The organism is Chryseobacterium sp. X308 (genome assembly GCF_020733145.1).
In the GTDB taxonomy this organism is placed as follows: Bacteria; Bacteroidota; Bacteroidia; order Flavobacteriales; family Weeksellaceae; genus Chryseobacterium; species Chryseobacterium cupriresistens.
In genome coordinates, this window is record NZ_JAJFZH010000005.1 from 132,815 (window position 1) to 151,890 (window position 19,076).

Genomic DNA, 19,076 nt, shown 5'->3' on the forward strand with positions numbered 1-19,076 from the left:
AAAAAGTACATTGATATGAAATTTCAGAATGCATTAGAAACGATTGGGAATACACCCGTCGTGAAAATCAACAAACTCTTCGGTTCAGATCATGAAATCTGGATCAAACTTGAAAAAAACAATCCGGGAGGAAGCATTAAAGACAGAATCGGACTGGCGATGATTGAAGATGCAGAAGCCAAAGGATTATTACATAAAGACAGCGTTATTATAGAGCCTACCAGCGGAAATACGGGAATAGGACTCGCTCTGGCCGCTGCCGTAAAAGGATACAAACTCATTCTTGTCATGCCGGAAAGCATGAGTATAGAACGCCGTAAAATTATGGAAGCCTACGGAGCAGAATTCGTGCTTACTCCAAGAGAAAAAGGAATGAAAGGGGCTATTGAAAAAGCCAATGAACTGGCTGAAGAAACACCCAATTCATGGATTCCAAGACAATTTGACAATCCTGCCAATGTACAAGTACATATAGAAACCACTGCTCAGGAAATTCTAAAAGATTTCCCGGACGGACTGGACTATATCATCACAGGAGTAGGAACCGGAGGTCACATCACCGGAATCGCAAAAACGGTAAAAGAAAAATATCCTAACGTAAAAGTCATTGCTGTAGAACCGGAATTATCTCCTGTATTAAGCGGAGGAAGCCCGGCACCACACCCGTTACAGGGATTAGGAGCAGGCTTTGTACCTTCTATTCTGGATATTACTCTTTTAGATGGCGTGATTACAGTAGGAAAGGAAGAAGCTTATGAATATGCCCTTAACGCAGCTAAAAAAGAAGGCCTTTTTGTCGGAGTTTCCACAGGAGCCGCTTTAGCAGCCATTGCCAAACATTTACCGGAAATACCACCTAACGCTAAAATCCTGACGATTAATTACGATACCGGAGAAAGATACCTGTCGGTAGAAGGACTCTTCTAACTCATTAATTAACAACTACTTCAATGAAAACAAATATAAAATCACCAAAGGTCTTCCTTATCGGTGCAGGGCCCGGCAACCCTGAACTGATCACTGTAAAAGCTGTAAAAGCAATCGCAGAAGCAGACGTTGTTTTATGCGACCGTCTTGTAAGTCCTGAGATTCTGGAAACCTACGTTAATGAAAACACAGAAATCATTTATGTAGGCAAAGAATGCAGCAAAAATGCTTCCACCCCTCAGTCTCATATCAATACTTTGATGGTGGAATATGCCCGTCAGAATAAAACCATCGTAAGACTCAAAGGAGGGGATGTTTCCATATTCTCGAATATTCTTGATGAGTTACAGGCTTTAAAAGAAAATCATATTCCTTACGAAATTATTCCGGGAATTACAGCCGCTTTAGGAGCAGCCGCCTTTGCAGGAATGCCTTTAACGGCCAGAGGATATTCCACATCCGTTCGTTTTCTGACCTATTATAAATCGGAGATCGTAAGTGAAGAATACTGGAAAGAGCTTGCTTTAACCAATGATACCCTTGTTTTCTATATGTCTAAAGGAAACCTTACTCCTCTTGTGGAAAAACTGAAAGCACTTCAGATTTCAGGTGATAAAAAAATTGCAGTCATTGAACAGGCTACAACACCTTTTCAAAAGGTGTACACATCATCATTTGATGATTTTAACGAAAAATTCGGAGACAAAACCTTTGCTTCCCCTTCATTGGTGGTAGTGGGCAAAATTGTAAACCTCCATGAAGAATTTTCATGGCTTGGAAATGCCGAGCAGGAAGGTCTTTATTTCAAATCAGTGGAAAACGGAACTCTAATCCCTACAACTCAAAATTTCTTTGAATATGCTGTCTGAATCTAAATTAAATGTATTAAAACAAATCTCCGGAGACCTCTCCCGAGACGAAGCCATCTGGGCAAGCGGATATCTTGCGGGTATTGCCGGAGGGTCCTCAATTACCGCCGTTCTGCCACCATTGGAAACGAATACCACTACACAGAATGCTGTAAAGAAAATAACGCTGGCTTACGGTACAGAAACCGGAAACAGTAAGAAACTGGCTACTGCACTGGCCGGTATAGTGAAGAAAAAGGGACTTCAGGTAAAGCTGGCTGACCTTTCCCAATACAAGCCTAAAGATCTTACAAAAGAGGAATTCTTCTTTATTGTCATCAGCACTCAGGGAGAAGGTGAACCGCCTGCTCTTGCTAAAAAATTCTACGATTATATTCATGAAAATGAAATTGATCTCAGCGGACTTAAATACGGAATTCTGGCACTGGGAGACAGTAGTTACCCTCTGTTTTGCCAAACCGGAGAAGATGTCGATTCACGCTTTGAAATATTAGGTGCCCAGCGTATTATTCCATTGAAAAAGTGTGACATTGATTACGAACAGGAAGCTTCCCACTGGATAGAGCATGTATTTGAAACAGTCAATAAAAATGCGGGGCAGAGTACAAAAAATATTTCAGCCCCAAAAGTTTCCGCCGGAAGAAAAAGATATCAGGGGAAAGTTTCAGCCATTATCAATCTGAACGATATTACCTCAGAAAAAGAAACCTATCATATTGAAATTGAAACAGAAGAAGCGCTTAGTTATCAACCAGGTGCAGCTTTGGGAGTGATCCCTTTCAATTCAAAAGAGGTTGTAGATGAGATTATTACACTCACAGGAATTAATTCTAAAAAACAGGTTGAAACAGCAAAAGTTACAGACACTGTGGAAGAACTCCTGCACAAGCATCTTAATATCAGTTACTTACTTAAATCCGTAGTGGCTCAATATGCAAAAATAACAGGGCATTCCATTCCGGAAGTCAGATTAAGTCTTCTTGATCTTCTTAGAATTTATCCTGTAAAAAATGCAGACGAATTTGAAGAAATCTTACAGATATTAACCGCTCAGGCACCACGCCTGTATTCCATTTCTTCCTCTGTGGAAGCGCATGGTGATACGGAAATTCATATTACGGTTGCTAAATCAGAATTCTTTATTGACCATCAGAAACATAATGGGTTATGCAGTGGTTTTCTGAGTGAATTCAAAGAAGGAGGGGAAATAGAGTTTTATATTCAGGAAGCAGGGCATTTCAAACTGCCGGAAGCGGATAAAGATATCATCATGATTGGTCCGGGAACAGGGATTGCGCCCTTCAGGTCATTCCTTTGGGAGCGTGATGCCACAGGTGCAGAAGGAAGAAACTGGTTATTCTTCGGGGACAGGAATTTTGTATCCGATTTTCTTTACCAGGCAGAGCTGCAGGATTTTCTCAAAACAGGCAGTCTGACTCATTTAGACCTCGCTTTTTCAAGAGATACAGCTGAAAAAGTATATGTTCAGCACAGGTTGGAACAAAAAGCCCAGGAAGTATTTTACTGGCTTGAAGGCGGAGCATCGGTGTATGTATGCGGTGCTAAAGAACCAATGGCCCGTGATGTAGAACAAACGCTTCTCACCATTATACAGAATGAAGGAAAACGCAGCAAAGAAGATGCTGTAACCTACCTGGAAGAAATGGAATTAAGCGGCAGATATGCTAAAGATGTGTATTAAAAAGAAATACCCGTAAAAATTAAAGGAAACAATTATGAACAACAATAAAGAGAACCTTTCACCTGTAGAAAAAATTAAAACCGGCAGTAACGGACTCAGGGGAACTTTAAAGGAAAGTCTTGCGGATAACTTCACCGGAGCCATCAGAGAAGATGACCAGACTGTGATCAAATTCCATGGAATGTACCAGCAGGATGACAGAGACCGCAGAGAAGAGCGTGTCTCCAAAAAACTGGAATGGCTGTATTCTTATATGATCAGGTTAAGACTTCCCGGTGGTTTTTTAACTCCGCAGCAATGGGTAGGATTGAATGAAACAGCAGAAGATCATTCCACAGGAACGATAAAAGTGACTACCAGACAAACGATTCAGCTGCATGGTATTTTAAAATCTCATTTAAGACCTACCATCCAGAGCTTCAATCTACAGCATCTGGATTCTATTGCGGCTTGTGGGGATGTCAACAGAAACGTAACCTGTACAGCCAATCCTTCGGAATCCCCTTTACAGCAGGAAGCTTACGAACTGGCCGGAAAAATCAGCGAAATGTGTCTTCCGAAAACCAAAGCTTATTATGATATCTGGATTGATGATGAACTTCTGGTAGACCGTAAAGCAGAGGAAGATCCATTGTATCAGGACAGATATCTTCCAAGAAAACTGAAAATAGGAATTGCCGTTCCACCCAATAACGATGTGGATGTATTCATCAATGATATTGCCTTAATTGCGATTATCGAAAATGATAAAATTGTAGGTTACAATATTGCTGCGGGAGGGGGCTTAGGTGCCACTCACGGAAATGAAGCCACGTATGCCCGTCTTGCATCTATCCTTGGATTTGTGGATACCGAAGAAAAAGTATTGAAAGCCGTCTACGAAATTATCACGGTACAAAGAGACTTTGGTAACAGAAGCGACCGGAAATTATCAAGATTAAAATATACGATTGATAAATTAGGTATCGATCAGTACAGAGCTGAAGTAGAAAAGAGAGCAGGCTTCAGTTTTGAGCCGGCCCGTGAATTTAAGTTTACACAAAGAAAAGACCGTTACGGCTGGATACAGAATCATGAAGGAAAATGGTTTTACACCGTATTTGTAGAGCATGGAAGAATCCTTGATATTGAAGGATATCCTTTAAAATCAGGACTATTAAAAATTGCGCAGGCAGGGAAAGCCAATTTCCGTTTTACCTGCAACCAGAACCTTATTCTGGCTGATATTGATGAAAAGGATAAAGCTGAAATTGAAGCTGTTTTAAAAGAGTACAGAATTTCAGAACATACCGACGGAGCAAGTGCTTTACGTAAAAACTCTGTGGCGTGCGTAGCCTTGAACACCTGTTCACTGGCTCTGGCTGAAGCCCAGCGTTATCTGCCTTCACTGGTCACCAAAATAGAACCTATCCTTGAAAAATATGGTCTGTTGGAAGAAGATATCACGATCCGTATGACCGGCTGTCCTAACGGCTGCGGAAGATCTCCCAATGCTGAAATAGGATTTGTAGGTACAGCCTATGGGAAATACAATCTTCACATTGGTGGAGACCGTTTAGGAATGCGGCTGAATACAAAATTTAAAGAAAATATTGGTGAAGAAGAAATTCTGACCACCCTGGATGAACTTTTCGGGATTTATGTACAGAAAAGACTTGCAAAGGAAACATTTGGTGATTTTTCATACCGTTACTTACATACCTTAAATTAATTATATGGCTGATTTTCATTATGATCTGAAAAAAAACAAAAAAACTCAACCTCTTCATTTAAGCGGACGAATGTGTATGTGTTGTTGATTCTCAAATAACAATACAAACAAGCTGTTTGAAGTTTTTCGATTCAAAACCGCAAAAGTCACAAAAGTTTTAAACACTTAAGCTTTTTAAGAGCCAAACTTTTTGAATAATAAGTACACCTAAGTTTTGTAAAAATCTTTGATTTTCATCTAATGTGAACTTTTCTACAGTGTCATTTTAAACTTATATAATTGAACTAAAGTGTTTTAAAATGAAAACTTTTGTGCCTTTTGTGGTAAAAATAATCAATGTAAAAATTCAGGCAGCTTCATTCTCAACCTAAAAAATGAAGAAAAATGAAAAACAAAAAGCAGGGAAATTTTCTACCAAAAGCAGGCATTATTGCATTTACATTTCTATTTTTTAACCTGGCAGAAGCTCAGCAGCAACTTATAGAGCTTAGTGGAAGCATCAAAAACACAGGAACAAGCAAAGGTCTTGACTCCGTAAAAGTACAGATCGAAAATACACAGGATACCGCATTAACCGATCAATCGGGTAATTTTAAGCTCAGAACAAGGGTTACCATTCCTTTTCGGGTAGTGATTCAGAAAGATGGTTTTACCAGCCAGACGGTTGAAATACTTTCACCTTCCAACAAAATAACGGTAGGCCTTAATCCTCAGAATACCATTATTAATGATGTGGTGATCTCCGCCTCCAGAGTTCCGGAAAAGATATTAAGATCACCGATCGCTATTGAGAAAATTGATATTAAAACCATCAGGGAAAGTCCGGCTGCTTCGTTTTATGAAACCTTGGAAAATGTAAAAGGATTACAGCTGTTAACTTCCAGTCTTACGTTGAAAATTCCGAATTCAAGGGGATTCAATTCGCCGAACAATTTCCGTTTCATGCAGTTGGTTGATGGTGTTGATGTACAATCTGCAACATTAGGTGTACCATTGGGAAATGCCATTGGGCCAACGGAACTGGATATTCAGTCAATGGAAGTAACTCCCGGAGCTGCTTCAGCATTGTATGGAATGAATGCCATTAACGGGCTGGCAAGTTTACAGACCAAAGATCCGTTTACCTCTGAAGGGATAAGCGTTTATTTCCGGGGCGGAGTGAATCATGTAGATAATGTCAATCATAAAGTAAGTTCTCTGGGAGAAAGTGCCATCCGGTTTGCAAAAGTATTCAATAAAAACTTTGCCGTAAAGGTAAATGCTTCCTATTTCAGTGGAACCGACTGGATTTCCAATAATCTGACAGATCAGAATCCAGGTTCATTGGTAACAGCCAATCCTAACTTTGCTTTGGCCAACAATCCGGCTGAAGATCTTTGGAATAAATACGGTGACGAAAGAAACAACCGTGTAGCTGTAAAAGTAGATTACAACGGAAAACCAACCACATTCAACGTTTCGAGAACCGGATATCTGGAAAAAGATCTGGTAAGTCCTGATGTGAAGAACATTAAGTTCGATGCAGGTTTATATTATCGTTTCGGAGATCAGTGGAGAACATCTTACGTTTATCGCTACGGCTTGCTGGACGGAACTTTCCAGAGAGGGAATAAAATCCGCTTGCAGAATGCTACGGTTCAGAATCATAAAGTAGAACTCACAGGAAGAGAATTAACCTTCAGAGCTTATGTATCCATAGAAAATACAGGAGATTCTTATAATCTCAAACCTTTGGCAGATAATCTTGATCTGACGAATCTTTCCAATGCCAACTGGAAAAATATATTCCAGACCGCACTTCAGAACAGCCTGAATGCCGGAACTAATCTTAACGAAGCATTTATTCTCGCCCGTCAGGAAGCTGATAAAAACAGGGTTGTACCGGGAACTACAGCCTTTGAACAGTTGAAAAATACCATCGTCGGCATTAATAACTGGGATTCAGCGAATGCAGGTGTAGCCGGAGCTCCCGCAACAGGTGGAGCGAAACTTGAACAGAAATCCCGCTTTTATCAGGGAGAACTTACTTATGATTTCAGTAGGTTTGTGAAGATATTCAGCCTTCTGGCTGGTGTAGATTACCGACTGTACAGCATTACTCCGGATGGAAACAATTTTGTCGATTTCAATCGTCCCGTGAACGAAAGAAACATTCCTTTAGCCAATGGTACTTTCGGGAAAGATGTTATCTATCAGAAATATGGGGCTTTTGCACAGATTACCAGGCTTTTCTTTGATGATAAATTAAAAATCAATGCCGCTTTACGGATCGACAGAAACCCGGAATTTGAAGCCAAACTAAATCCAAGAATAAGTGTAGTGTATTCCCCTGTAAAACAGCATAATTTCAGGGCATCTTTTCAAAACGGCTATCGTTTTCCATCTTTATTTGAAGCCCTTTCATTCGTGAATAACGGAAATGTAAGAAGAGTAGGCGGACTTTCAAAAGTGAATGATGGATTAGGCTATCTGGAAAACTCTTATACGCTGGCATCCATCGATAAATTTACCTCAGCAGTAAACGCTGATGTTGACGCAGGAAAAACCCAGGCTCAGGCAGCCCAGGATAATAAGCAACTTTTAGCGGTAGCCAATCTGCAGAAGTTACAGCCGGAGAAAATCAATTCGTTTGAAGTAGGGTATAAGTCTACTTTTTTCAATAATAAACTGGTGTTGGACTGGGATTTTTATTACAATATCTACCAAGGATTCCTTGGGCAGGTAGAAGTAGCCGTTCCTAAAAACAGCCAAGTAGGAAGCAATGCAGCCGTGCTGGCAATGCTCGACAGAAGCAAACAGGACAGATACAGGGTGTATACCAACAGCAACAGTACCTATAAAAGCTATGGAACATCTCTTGGAATCCGTTACAATATTACAGGAAATTATAATGTCAATACCAATGTTTCTTATAATGATCTGGCTTCCAATAATGGTTCAGACCTGTTTATCACGGCTTTCAACACTCCGAAATGGATGGTCAATGTAAGTGTAGGAAACAGAGAGATTGTCAAGAACATCGGATTTACGCTTGTAGCAAGATGGCAGAGTGGTTTTATGTGGGAAAGCCCCTTAGCATCCGGAGAAATTCCCGCTTATTACACCATTGATGCACAGGCTACATGGAAACTGCCTGAAATCCATGCCAATATTAAGATTGGAGCTACCAATTTGCTGAACCGCCGTTACTTCCAGTATGCAGCAGGTCCTGAAATCGGAGGACTGTATTATCTCGCTTTTACCTATGACTTAAAACTGTAATCAGGATGAGTAATTCTTTATATCCCATATTTTTAAAACTTGAAAACCTTTCGCTGCTGATTATTGGCGGCGGAAAGGTTGCCCTTGAAAAGCTGGAATCTGTTCTGGGCAATTCACCGGAAACATCCATCAAACTGGTAGCCAAAGAAATCATTCCGGAGGTCAGAACTTTACAAAATCAGTTTTCCAATATAACACTTCATGAGAGAGCATATCATGACCACGATTTTAACGATACTGATCTGGCCATTATTGCTGTAAATGATGTTGAACTGGCCGGGGAAATCAGAGAAAAAGCCCAGCAAAAAAGTGTACTGGTCAATATTGCGGATAAACCTGATCTTTGTGATTTTTATTTAGGATCCATTGTTAAAAAGGGAAGTCTTAAAATAGCTATTTCCACCAATGGAAAATCTCCAACCATCGCTAAAAGATTAAGAGAAACCTTTACCGAAGTGATTCCTGACGAAATGGATCATGTATTGGACAATATGCAGCATATCCGTAATCAACTGACAGGCGATTTCGATTATAAAGTAAAAGAACTTAATAAGATTACAACAGAATATCTGTCCGACGGAAAAGTTGCTGCAAAACCGGATATGGAAATTCAAAAGCTGATCAGTATCACCAAAACAGCCCAGAGAAAAGCCAATATTTATCTGGGCATCATTGGTGTTTTACTTCTTTTCGGGTTATTTGGCCTTGTCGTATATCAGTTCAACTTATCTGATGATATTCAGCATTTTCTGAACAAAGATGGCCATATCTTTTACTGGATGCTGTTTGCGGGCTTTATGGCAGAAATTGTCGCCGGATCTATGGGAATGGGCTACGGAGTGATATGTACTACAATTCTTTTATTACTAAATGTTCCGCCGCCGGTTGTAAGTGCCAGCATCCATTCTGCGGAATCGTTTACCACGGCGGCCGGGAGTTTCAGTCATTATAAATTGGGAAACGTGAATAAAAAAATGGTCTGGGTGCTGTTTCCATTGGCTATTGTGGGTTCTGTTATCGGAGCTTTAACACTGTCTCATTATGGTGAACATTATGCTCACATCGTAAAACCAATTATTGCCTGCTACACGCTCTATCTTGGTATTAATATCTTAAACAATGCATTTAAAGATAAAAAAACCGGACAAGCAAAAGCCAAACGCAGAACCAATCTCAGAATATTAGGATTGGCAGGCGGCTTCATAGATTCTTTTGCCGGCGGAGGCTGGGGACCTTTGGTAACCGGAACGCTGATCAAAGAGGGAAGGATTCCCCGATATGTAGTGGGAAGTTCTACCGTTGCAAAGTTTTTACTAACCATTACCAGTGCTATTACCTTTATTTTTACCATAGGTATCCACCATTGGAATATTGTTTTGGGACTTTTGCTGGGTGGAGTTTTTACAGCTCCGTTTTCTGCGATGCTTACATCAAAGCTTCCGACAAAGAAAATGTTCGTGGTAGTGGGAATAGTAGTAATTATAATGAGTCTGGTGACAGTAACAAAATCATTTTTATCATAAGAACAGCTTATAATTGGGGCAATGTATTTTTAACGCAAAGATTTGATATACTAATTCTTACTATTTTAAGGGAGCAAAGCTTGAATCAATTGCATTGATTTTTTCTAAGCATAATCATAAATACGCAAAGATTTTAATGTTTTACTTTATTTTGAGGCATCAGGGGGAAAATTAATGATGCAGTGTATGGACACTATCATTACTCATTTTTAGTAAGAATCTGAAACCATTAAAACTTTGCGTTTTTTATTTTTTTTTTAACTATATAAAATGTTTTTGGAAAACGCAAAGACGCAACATGATTAATAAAAAATTGCTATAAGGCGCAAGGATTTTATCTCCGATAAAATTAAATACAGGATACCTTAGTCTCTCATCAATTATTTAGATTTCGCAATTGATTCTTTTTGAGCACATGTATAGCCTAACCTTCATAAGCTACATAGTCGCAACCATTTGCTCACTTTATTAAAAAGCTTACTTCTTTAAGCTTTGCGTTTTACTTTTCGCTTTATCTTAAAACATATATTGTATTGTCAATCCCTGCTCTTTATTTTTCAAGCTCACGAATTACTACTTTAGCCATTTCTTTGGAACTGAAAGGATTTTGCCCTGTAATCAAATGTCCATCAACAATAACGTTGGAAGTCATCGGAATAAATGCTTTTTTGTAATGTACGTCCCGTTCTTTAAGAGCGGCTTCAAGATTAAAAGGAACTTCATTTTTTCTTCTTGCCAAAGTTTCTTCAAACCAGTCAAATCCAGTGATCGATTTACCTTTAATCATATATGCACCTCCTGAAAGTCTTACATTCAACAATCCTCCAACTCCATGGCAGATTGCAGCAACCATTTTATTATTTTCATACTGATCTCTGAGTATAGTCTGTAAAGTAGTATTATCAGGGAAATCATACATCGTTCCATGTCCGCCGGCAAGATAAATGCAGTCGAAAGATTCATTCTTTACCTCATTGAGACTTTTTGTATGGGCCAGTTCATTCATGAATTCAGGATCTTCATAATATTTTTTTGAAATTCCATCAAGGACCAGAGGTTTCAGGCTTTCCGGGTCAACAGGAGTATTTCCTCCTTTTGGAGAAGCTATGGTGACCTGCCATCCTTTTTCCTTTGCCGCATGATATATATGGGTAAGCTCGCTCAGCCATAAACCTGTTTTAAAGTTACCACTGGCATACTGATCTATATTTGTTACGATTAGCAATATTTTTTTCATCATGATACGATTAATTAAAAGATTTTCTGAATTCTAAAGGTGAAACAGTAGTTTGGTTTTTAAACAAACGGTGAAATGACTGCGGATGTTCAAATCCTAAATTATAAGCAATTTCAGAAACAGATAAAGTAGTAGTGGAAAGCAGTTCTTTGGCCTTTTCAATCACTCTGTTCTGAATATGCTGTTGTGTGGTCTGTCCTGTATGAACTCTTAACATATCACTCAGATAATTGGGGCTGATATTCATCTGAGCTGCCACAAATTGTACAGTAGGAATCCCGTCAATCAGCAGTTTTTCATTTTTAAAATAATCATCCAGTAAAGTTTCAAGCTGTGTCAAAAGATCATGATTCACCTTTTTCCGTGTTAAAAACTGGCGGTTGTAAAATCTGTCGCAGTATTTTAACAGTAAATCAATGTTGGAAACCAGCAAATCCTGGGTGAAATTATCCATGTTGGCTTCTATCTCCCTGCTGATATTATCCATGATATCCGTTACGGATTTTTCTTCCTTTTCGGAGAGATACAAAGCTTCATTAGCAGAATACGAAAAATAACCGTAATTCTTTATGATAGCGGCTAATGGATAACCTTGTAAAAAATCAGGATGAATAACCAGTACACTTCCTCTTACTTCGGAAAGCAGAATATCTTCAAACTGTAATACCTGATGGGGAGCAATAAAATACATGATTCCATCCTCAAAATCATAATAATGCTGTCCGTATTTACATCTCCCTGCACAATCTTTTTTAAGGGAAACCACGTAAAAATCTGTGGTCACAGCACTCAGAACAGTCTTCGGATCTATAGTCACTTCATTAAAATCAAACACACTGATCAAAGGATTAGACGGCCTTTTCAGATTCAGATACCTGTGTAATGCTGTGATGGAGGTTACTTTTTCTGGAGTTTTCATTTTATTCTTTTTTACCACCCCGTCAAAAATTCTTTGAATTTTCGCCACCCCTCCGGAGGATGGGAATATTTTGTCCTTCGGTTGTGGTATTGGTGTTTCTAAGGTACTCATTTTAAGTGATTATTTTGTCGCTTGCTGTTCTTTTTTAATCTGTTCAATTCCCTGTCTGTAGGTAGTTACATTAAATCCCGGGAATCTCTTTCTGAATTTTGAATCATCAAACAGGTTATCATATTGATATCTGGGAAGCAGTTCCAACAGCTCTTTTGCATTTTTATTGAATAAGGATCCGATTGAAAAGGCGAGCTTTGGAATAACTGAATATTTCAGTTCTTTCCCATAAACTTCTGAAGCCAGCGCAATGAATTCTTTATAATTCAGCTTATGATCATCTACAGGTAAATGCCATGTCTGTCCATAAGCATCCGGTGTATTTCCGATCAAAGCAGTGGCACGGCTCGCATCGGGAGTCCAGATCAGGCTTCGTAATTTATCATCTCTTAAAGGGACTTTCAGCTTTTTGTCTTCTTTAATGACATTAAAAACGAGACTGTTGGTAATACTTTGTGTTTTTCCGGGACCATAAAATTCAGGAGCTCTGCAGATGACTGCTTCTATGGTTCCTGCTTTCATTTCTTTTAAAAGCATTTCGGCCATCTGTTTTCTTACAGTTCCTTTTCTTCCGACAGCATCAAATCGGGTTTGTTCAGTTAAAACTTCATTATTTTGAGGATACATATAGGTGTTATCAAAAAACACGAGCTTGGTACCATTGATTTTACAGGCTTCAATAACATTTTTCATGATGGTCAGAAACTGCTTTTCCCATAAACGGGTATCCATAGGAAGTCCAAGAGTAAAATAAGCGATTTCACTTCCTTTCACAGCTTCAACTGCCTTCTCCCTGTCTGATAAATCTGCGGAAAAAACAGTGTCTGTATCATTTACTTTTTTTGCCTTTTTGCTGACGATACGGATATCTGAAGTATAATTCCTTTTCAGTTCTCTTGCCAGCTCTTCACCAATCTGGCCGTTGGCTCCTAATATAGTTTGCATCATTTTTAAATTTTGAGGGTTACCTATTTCACTGAAAATAAACCCAATACTTTCAGTTTCTTTTATTTCTGATACAAAATTCGGGCATAACTATAAAAACAGAGTAACTGAATCTAAGGAAGTTGTAACATAATCTCTGAACAATGTAAAAAAGCAGGAAAATAATTAGGCTGAGAAAATAAAAATACAGCATTGAATCATTTTTAACCACAAAAGGCACAAAAGTTTTAAATACTTCAATTTTTTCAGAGCCAAACATTGTGCGTAATAAGTACACCAAAGTTTTGTGAAAATCAAAGATTATCATCTTATGTGAACTTTCCTGCGATATCATTTTACCTAAATAAACTTAAGTGTATTAAAATGAAACCTTTTGTGACTTTTGTGGTTGGATAAAGAGTAAAAAATTTATACTAATCAGGTAATTCTTTACTTTTTTCAGCCTTACTGTTTTTATTTTCGATCCAAGGCCAGGTAATTATCCTCAATTCTGCTGATCAGAATATAGAACAGGCCTGCATAGATCATCTGAATGCCCATTGCTTCCCAGTTTTCAACAGTACTGCTTCCAAAAAGGAGCAGGATAATCAGAGAAGCTCCGGCCATCGCCGCAATACGGGTTTTAAAACCAATGATCAGCAGAAGGCCGATTGTAAATTCGAGAAAGGGGAGAGTGACACTAAAAAGATGGACCAATGGCTGCGGAAGCCAGCTTGTTTCAAAACCCTTCATCATTCCTGATGCAAAGTCCTGCAATTTCACGAGACGAACCAATCCGTGTCCCAAAAGGTTAATTCCCATCGATACACGAAGGAAAAAATAGGCTGTTTTTGTGTTATTCATAAAGGTATTTTTTTTAGGATGGAAGCGGGAAGCCGGATGCTGGAAGATATAAATCTGCTGTGATTCACTTTTACTGTGTTTTTCAATCATTCTCTAATTTGTTTTTACAGACTTCGATAACTTCATTCTTCCAGCTTCCTTACTTATATTTTTTGGATGGAAGCGGGAAGCTGGATGCTGGAAGGCATAGATCTGCTATGATTCACTTCTACTGTGTTTATCATTATTTCAATTATCTATAATTCGTTTTTACAGACTTCGATAACTTCCTTCCTCCAGCTTCCAGCTTCCTTACTTATTAAACTTTTCTTCGCTGTTGTCAACCGGAGTATCAGGATCGTTCATCACCATTTTCGCAATATCATCTTTTCTCATAAAGACTACGCCATGCTTTTCTTTGGCATATTTTATAAATTCTTCCATAGCATGCACCATTGCAGGAGTTCCACCGATTCTGTCGTGAAAACTGATACTCATCATTCTCCTTTTGGAAGCTCCTTCTTCATACAAGCGGTCAAATTCAAATTTCAGCTGGGCCAAAAACTGCTCCGCGCTCCAGTGTTTCCCTTCAATATTGACAATATCATTGTTACGAAGCGTATAAGGAACGACTACAAAGTTTTTTCCTTTTACTTTAGTTATAAAAGGTTCATCATGGCTTAGATCATCAATATGATACAGAAAACCCAGTTCCTGTAATACTTTAAGTGTATTCGGGCTTCTTCTCAGCCAGTTGGCATTATACCCAACAGCTTTCTGTCCTGTAATTTTTTCTACAACATCCACACCTTTCTTTACGAAATTCAGTTCGTCAGCATAATTTTTATTCCACTGATTATCCCAGGTAAAACCATGAGCTGCAATTTCATGACCTCCGTTTGCAATAGCTTTGGCAACTTCAGGATACTTTTCAGCAGCAGTTCCTACGACATGAGAGGTAACTTTAATGTCATATTTTTTCCATAAATCAAGCATACGGTAAATTCCTTCATTTCCTCCGTAGCGGTACCAGCTTTCTGCGGGAAGATCCGGCTGTCCCTTGGAAAGAGGCGTTCCACTGAAAGGACTTTCAGCGCCTTCCGGCTGTCCGCCGGTCTCAAACTGCATAGAAACGGAAATGACCAATTGAGCACCATTCGGCCAGTATTTTTTTGTTCGGGCCTGTTTTTCATGCTGTTGCTTTTTTTCTTTTGTATCTCTTTCATGATCAGAAAAGGACATCAGAACAATTGCAGAGGCAAGCAGCAATACTGATTGTTTTATATATTTCATTTTGAATGTATTGATAAGGCAAAATTCATTAATAATCCATTGGCATATATTGTAAAAATTAATGGTAAATTTGTAAAAATCCATTCTTCCATGAAACGAATCGTTAATTTCAACTCTTTCAATGTTTTCAGTATTGAAAAGGAAAACTGGGATGTTGAGTATCACAATCATAATTTTTATGAATTGATCATTATAGAAAGCGGAAAAGGATTTCATCACCTAAACAGCATTACTTTCCCGTATAAAAAGGGGGATGTATTTCTACTCAGACCAAGTGACGGCCATGAATTTTCAATTAAAAACAAAACGAAATTCATTTATATAAAATTCACAGAGCAGTATATCTGGGAAAACTTACTGCCCAACAAAAACAATGAACTTAAAAAGGCTGTACAGCTCCTGATGGAAGATCATTCCTTCGTGTATGAATCAGCGATTAAGAGTAAAACAGACCGGGAGCATCTTTTACAGCTTGCCCGGATTCTTCTGTATGAATTCAGCCATAAAAATACCTATAACAAAGAGATAACTACTGATCTGTTTTCGGGTATTATGACTATTCTGATCCGGAATACGATGCAAAATGCTACTGCAAAAAACCGGCTCACTCAAAATCTAAACAGAATTGAAAAGATCCTGTATTATATCAATGTCAATGCTCTGGATGCTGATAAAATGAAAATTGAGAACCTGGCTGAAGAATTTATGCTTTCTCCCAATTACATCAGCATTTATATAAAAAAACAGACAGGTTTCTCCATACAACAGCATATCATACAACATAAGCTGAAGACTGCTGAAAAGCTTTTACTGCAAAGCCATTATAATATCAGTGAAATTGCCGACAGGCTGGGTTTCAATGATGCCAGCCATTTTAATAAAATATTCAAAACGTACAAACAAATGTCACCTTCTCAGTTTAAAAAGAAAGGTTGATCTTATTGATCATCTGATTATATTTTTTTTTATCTTTAATAATCAAATCTTTAAACCCATGAAAACGAGTTCCGGGATTCTGCTCTTTAAAAAAGAAAAAGACAGTCTGTATTACTTTCTGGTTCATCCCGGCGGCCCTTTCTGGAGAAATAAAGATTCTGGGGCATGGTCTATCCCAAAAGGAGAGATTCTTCCCGATGAAGATCCCTTGGAGAGGGCATTAACGGAATTTAAAGAAGAAACAGGTACAACAGCAGAAGGCCAATTCATAGAATTATCACCCATCAGACAAAAAGGAGGAAAAACAGTTTATGCATGGGCCCTGGAAGGAGATATTGATACTTCAGACCTTTATAGCAATAGCTTTCCATTAGAATGGCCGCCCAAATCCGGCAAAATAATTGAAATTCCCGAAGTGGACCAATGGGAGTGGTTTGCTTCAGAGGAAGCACAAAAACGGATCAATCCGGCACAGAAAGATTTCATTACAGAACTTGAAAGTATATTAAAAATCACTAACACCTAACAACAAAAACCATGAAAAAATTAAACAGAAAAACATTAAAAAACATGATCGGAGCCATTGGAATAGAGCTGAATCTTCCTCTTCCTGTAGGCGTTTGCCTTGGCAATCTGCTTTCCCTTTGTCCTCCTCACTCTCATTGCCGTGCAGATGAAAGGTGTTATCCTGATGCTGCCGGCCCCTGCATCAACGGGCTTTGTCCATCAGGCTACCACTGCCATTCGGGAGAATGTGTCAGATAGAATAAGAAAACAAAAAACCTTTATCAGTGCTGATAAAGGTTTTTTATATGGTACAACTATAATTTATCGTTTTATTCCAATCGCTTTTAATGCACTGGATGTTAAAAAGATATCATCAAACACCGTCAGTGATTCTACATCATTGTAGCCTGTAGGAATCAGGTCATTTTTATTAAAAGACAATTCAATAGAAGGATCGTATGAAGCAATGATTCTCACTTTTGAATATCCATTATAATCTACCTTAAAGCCTTCGAACATACAGTTCTGCTCAGCCTTCTGGTACTCTGCATATTCTTCAAAACCTACAATATCCGTTCTTCTTCCATCGTTATGGTCAAGAGATTTCCATGCGGTATAATTTTTCGGTTCTTTCAGAATATTTCCTTTACGGTCTACAGGAACAAACATTCCAAGAGTTAAACGCTTCTTTAAGAAATTGGCATAATTATTCATCAGATTCAAAATCTGAAGATCGGCATATCCTTCGTGTGAATAATATTCCAGCACGAAAGTTGTCATCGGAATCAGCTTAAGAGAAGCATCAGTGGGCATAATGAGTTTTTACTTTTTTGGCCGATAAAAATAGTATTTTTATTTACTTTACCCAATGGGAACAGATGAATAGGATGGAATTTATACCCATTCTGAATAACAATAACTTTGGCATAAACCCTGATTTTTCATTATTTTTGAAGGAATAACCATAGAAACCATTATGAACCATCTGCAAAAAACAGGATCGTTTTTGTGGATATACATTACAATATGTTGAATAAGATACTATTGGCAGCCGGCATTTTTCAGTGCTGCTTTTATAATACCATGGCACAAAGCCCTGGCCAACGCCCTGTTTATACGTCAGAATGGGGACATCTCTTTCGTGAAAGTGGAAAAAATAAAGATCTTTTAGGAATATTTTCTACCGAAGCTCCTGTTTATGTTCTGGATTCTACCCAAACGCAATACAAAGTACAGGTAAGCAACGGTGATATTGGTTTTATAGACCGTCAGCCGTTACAAAAAAGCATGCGTGGGAAAAAGTCTGCCGGCGAACCCGCTCAGTATTTTTATAGAGGAACAGAAGGACATCAATGTCCGCATTTTTATGTGCAGGTATCTGAGCTGCGTGTACGAAAAGCGCCTACCACAGAAAGTACAGCCATACGCAGGGCTGCTTTAAACGAACTTGTCTGTATAGATTATGTTCCTTTATATGAGGACGGCTGGATTTATATCGGGGATCATTTTCATGAGAATCCGGAATATATTCAAATGAAATATCTGGGAACCGGACTTACTTACGACAGAATTCTTAAAGATTATCTCGCAGTTAAAGGTAAAAACAAGGAAAAAGAACTGGCTCAGGTGGGAAGATTACGTGAAATTGCATGGCAGGAAGATAAAAACCTTAAACAAGCATTACAGTACTGGAAAGAATCCAATACCAGTGTAGAAAATCCAAAAGTAGATATTGATTTTGAACTTCTTCTGGCAGATCAACTGGCAAAAAAACCAGAAACGGAAGCTTATGAAAAAAAGCTGAAAGCCTTAAATATGCATTTTGTATGGAAAGAAACCAAGCTTTTTGACGGAAAAATCACTGATGCACAGATGAAACAGCTGGAGATGCAGAAGGTAAAAGACATTCCCAATACCCCTGAATGCGGCTGGGATCCTCAATATTTTTACAGAACCTCTGATATGATGGTTGCTTTTGAAGAATATAAAGGAAAAGTTTCCGGAAGCATTTACAAAATGTCCTTCAACAATGGCGAAGCTGTGATTCTGGGAAATGAACGTATGGATTCTAATTATAACGAAAAGGATTTTGTCAACCATTTTGGCGAATTGCTTTCAACACGCTGGATTTCCTCTCCACACGAATATCACATTCAGAATGGAGATGCCGGACTCTTTATTTTTACTTTTAAAGAGGGGAAGCTTTTCAGCTATGAATGCATGTATTATTGTTAGAAGTTTTTAAATTATATTATCAATAGAGGCGGGTTTTAACCCCCACATTTTATTATTTATCTTTCAATGGCTTCCAGC

Annotated in this window: 16 protein-coding genes; 10 read left to right on the plus strand and 6 right to left on the minus strand. The window is 38.5% G+C overall.

All coding sequences use genetic code 11. The annotated features are described in order from the left end of the window. The first annotated feature begins 15 nt into the window (after nt 1–15). From cysK to LIV57_RS07685, 6 genes are all read left to right on the plus strand, one after another. The gene (cysK, locus tag LIV57_RS07660) at nt 16–927 is read left to right on the plus strand and encodes a cysteine synthase A (protein ID WP_227942151.1); all 912 of its coding nucleotides are present in this window, start codon (nt 16–18) and stop codon (nt 925–927) included. A 23-nt stretch (nt 928–950) separates the two neighbouring features. Then, the gene (cobA, locus tag LIV57_RS07665) at nt 951–1,796 is read left to right on the plus strand and encodes a uroporphyrinogen-III C-methyltransferase (protein ID WP_227942152.1); all 846 of its coding nucleotides are present in this window, start codon (nt 951–953) and stop codon (nt 1,794–1,796) included. Then, nucleotides 1,786–3,498 (plus strand): sulfite reductase flavoprotein subunit alpha, encoded by a 1,713-nt coding sequence (locus LIV57_RS07670; RefSeq protein WP_227942153.1) that lies wholly within the window; start codon nt 1,786–1,788, stop codon nt 3,496–3,498. The genes cobA and LIV57_RS07670 overlap by 11 nt, the downstream gene beginning before the upstream one ends. A gap of 34 nt (nt 3,499–3,532) precedes the next feature. Further along, nucleotides 3,533–5,209, plus strand: coding sequence for an assimilatory sulfite reductase (NADPH) hemoprotein subunit (gene cysI, locus LIV57_RS07675; protein WP_227942154.1), 1,677 nt, complete (start codon nt 3,533–3,535; stop codon nt 5,207–5,209). Nucleotides 5,210–5,593: 384 nt separating this feature from the next. Continuing rightward, a complete protein-coding gene (locus LIV57_RS07680; RefSeq protein ID WP_227942155.1) occupies nt 5,594–8,470 on the plus strand; it encodes a TonB-dependent receptor in 2,877 nt (958 codons plus the stop codon). Nucleotides 8,471–8,475: 5 nt separating this feature from the next. Next, nucleotides 8,476–9,993 (plus strand): TSUP family transporter, encoded by a 1,518-nt coding sequence (locus LIV57_RS07685; protein ID WP_227942156.1) that lies wholly within the window; start codon nt 8,476–8,478, stop codon nt 9,991–9,993. Nucleotides 9,994–10,543: 550 nt separating this feature from the next. Here the strand turns inward: LIV57_RS07685 and LIV57_RS07690 are convergent. The 5 genes from LIV57_RS07690 to LIV57_RS07710 form a co-directional block, all read right to left on the minus strand. Continuing rightward, on the minus strand, nt 10,544–11,233 hold the full coding sequence (locus LIV57_RS07690) for a type 1 glutamine amidotransferase domain-containing protein (RefSeq protein WP_227942157.1): 690 nt from the start codon (nt 11,231–11,233) through the stop codon (nt 10,544–10,546). Nucleotides 11,234–11,240: 7 nt separating this feature from the next. Continuing rightward, the gene (locus LIV57_RS07695; RefSeq protein WP_120232197.1) at nt 11,241–12,149 is read right to left on the minus strand and encodes a helix-turn-helix domain-containing protein; all 909 of its coding nucleotides are present in this window, start codon (nt 12,147–12,149) and stop codon (nt 11,241–11,243) included. A gap of 120 nt (nt 12,150–12,269) precedes the next feature. Next, a complete protein-coding gene (locus tag LIV57_RS07700; protein WP_227942259.1) occupies nt 12,270–13,205 on the minus strand; it encodes an NAD-dependent epimerase/dehydratase family protein in 936 nt (311 codons plus the stop codon). 453 nt (nt 13,206–13,658) lie between these two features. Then, nucleotides 13,659–14,138, minus strand: a complete 480-nt coding sequence (locus tag LIV57_RS07705) for a DoxX family protein (protein WP_227942158.1) — start codon at nt 14,136–14,138, stop codon at nt 13,659–13,661. 201 nt (nt 14,139–14,339) lie between these two features. After that, nucleotides 14,340–15,320 carry a polysaccharide deacetylase family protein gene (locus LIV57_RS07710; protein ID WP_227942159.1) on the minus strand — a complete coding sequence of 327 codons (981 nt, stop codon included), beginning with the start codon at nt 15,318–15,320 and terminating at the stop codon, nt 14,340–14,342. A gap of 90 nt (nt 15,321–15,410) precedes the next feature. On the opposite strand from LIV57_RS07710, the gene LIV57_RS07715 reads away from it, so the two are divergent. Genes LIV57_RS07715 through LIV57_RS07725 form a run of 3 tightly spaced genes read left to right on the plus strand, consistent with a single transcriptional unit; the run spans nt 15,411 to nt 17,021 of the window. Then, nucleotides 15,411–16,256 (plus strand): AraC family transcriptional regulator, encoded by an 846-nt coding sequence (locus tag LIV57_RS07715; protein WP_227942160.1) that lies wholly within the window; start codon nt 15,411–15,413, stop codon nt 16,254–16,256. Nucleotides 16,257–16,314: 58 nt separating this feature from the next. After that, nucleotides 16,315–16,782 carry an NUDIX hydrolase gene (locus LIV57_RS07720; protein ID WP_227942161.1) on the plus strand — a complete coding sequence of 156 codons (468 nt, stop codon included), beginning with the start codon at nt 16,315–16,317 and terminating at the stop codon, nt 16,780–16,782. 11 nt (nt 16,783–16,793) lie between these two features. After that, nucleotides 16,794–17,021: a hypothetical protein gene (locus tag LIV57_RS07725; RefSeq protein WP_062669420.1), complete on the plus strand. Its 228-nt coding sequence runs from the start codon at nt 16,794–16,796 to the stop codon at nt 17,019–17,021. A 63-nt stretch (nt 17,022–17,084) separates the two neighbouring features. Here LIV57_RS07725 and LIV57_RS07730 read toward each other — a convergent pair whose 3' ends face one another. Further along, nucleotides 17,085–17,576, minus strand: a complete 492-nt coding sequence (locus LIV57_RS07730; protein WP_227942162.1) for a hypothetical protein — start codon at nt 17,574–17,576, stop codon at nt 17,085–17,087. 213 nt (nt 17,577–17,789) lie between these two features. Here LIV57_RS07730 and LIV57_RS07735 point away from each other — a divergent pair, with 213 nt between their 5' ends. Then, nucleotides 17,790–18,998 (plus strand): hypothetical protein, encoded by a 1,209-nt coding sequence (locus LIV57_RS07735; protein ID WP_227942163.1) that lies wholly within the window; start codon nt 17,790–17,792, stop codon nt 18,996–18,998. Nucleotides 18,999–19,076: the final 78 nt, after the last annotated feature.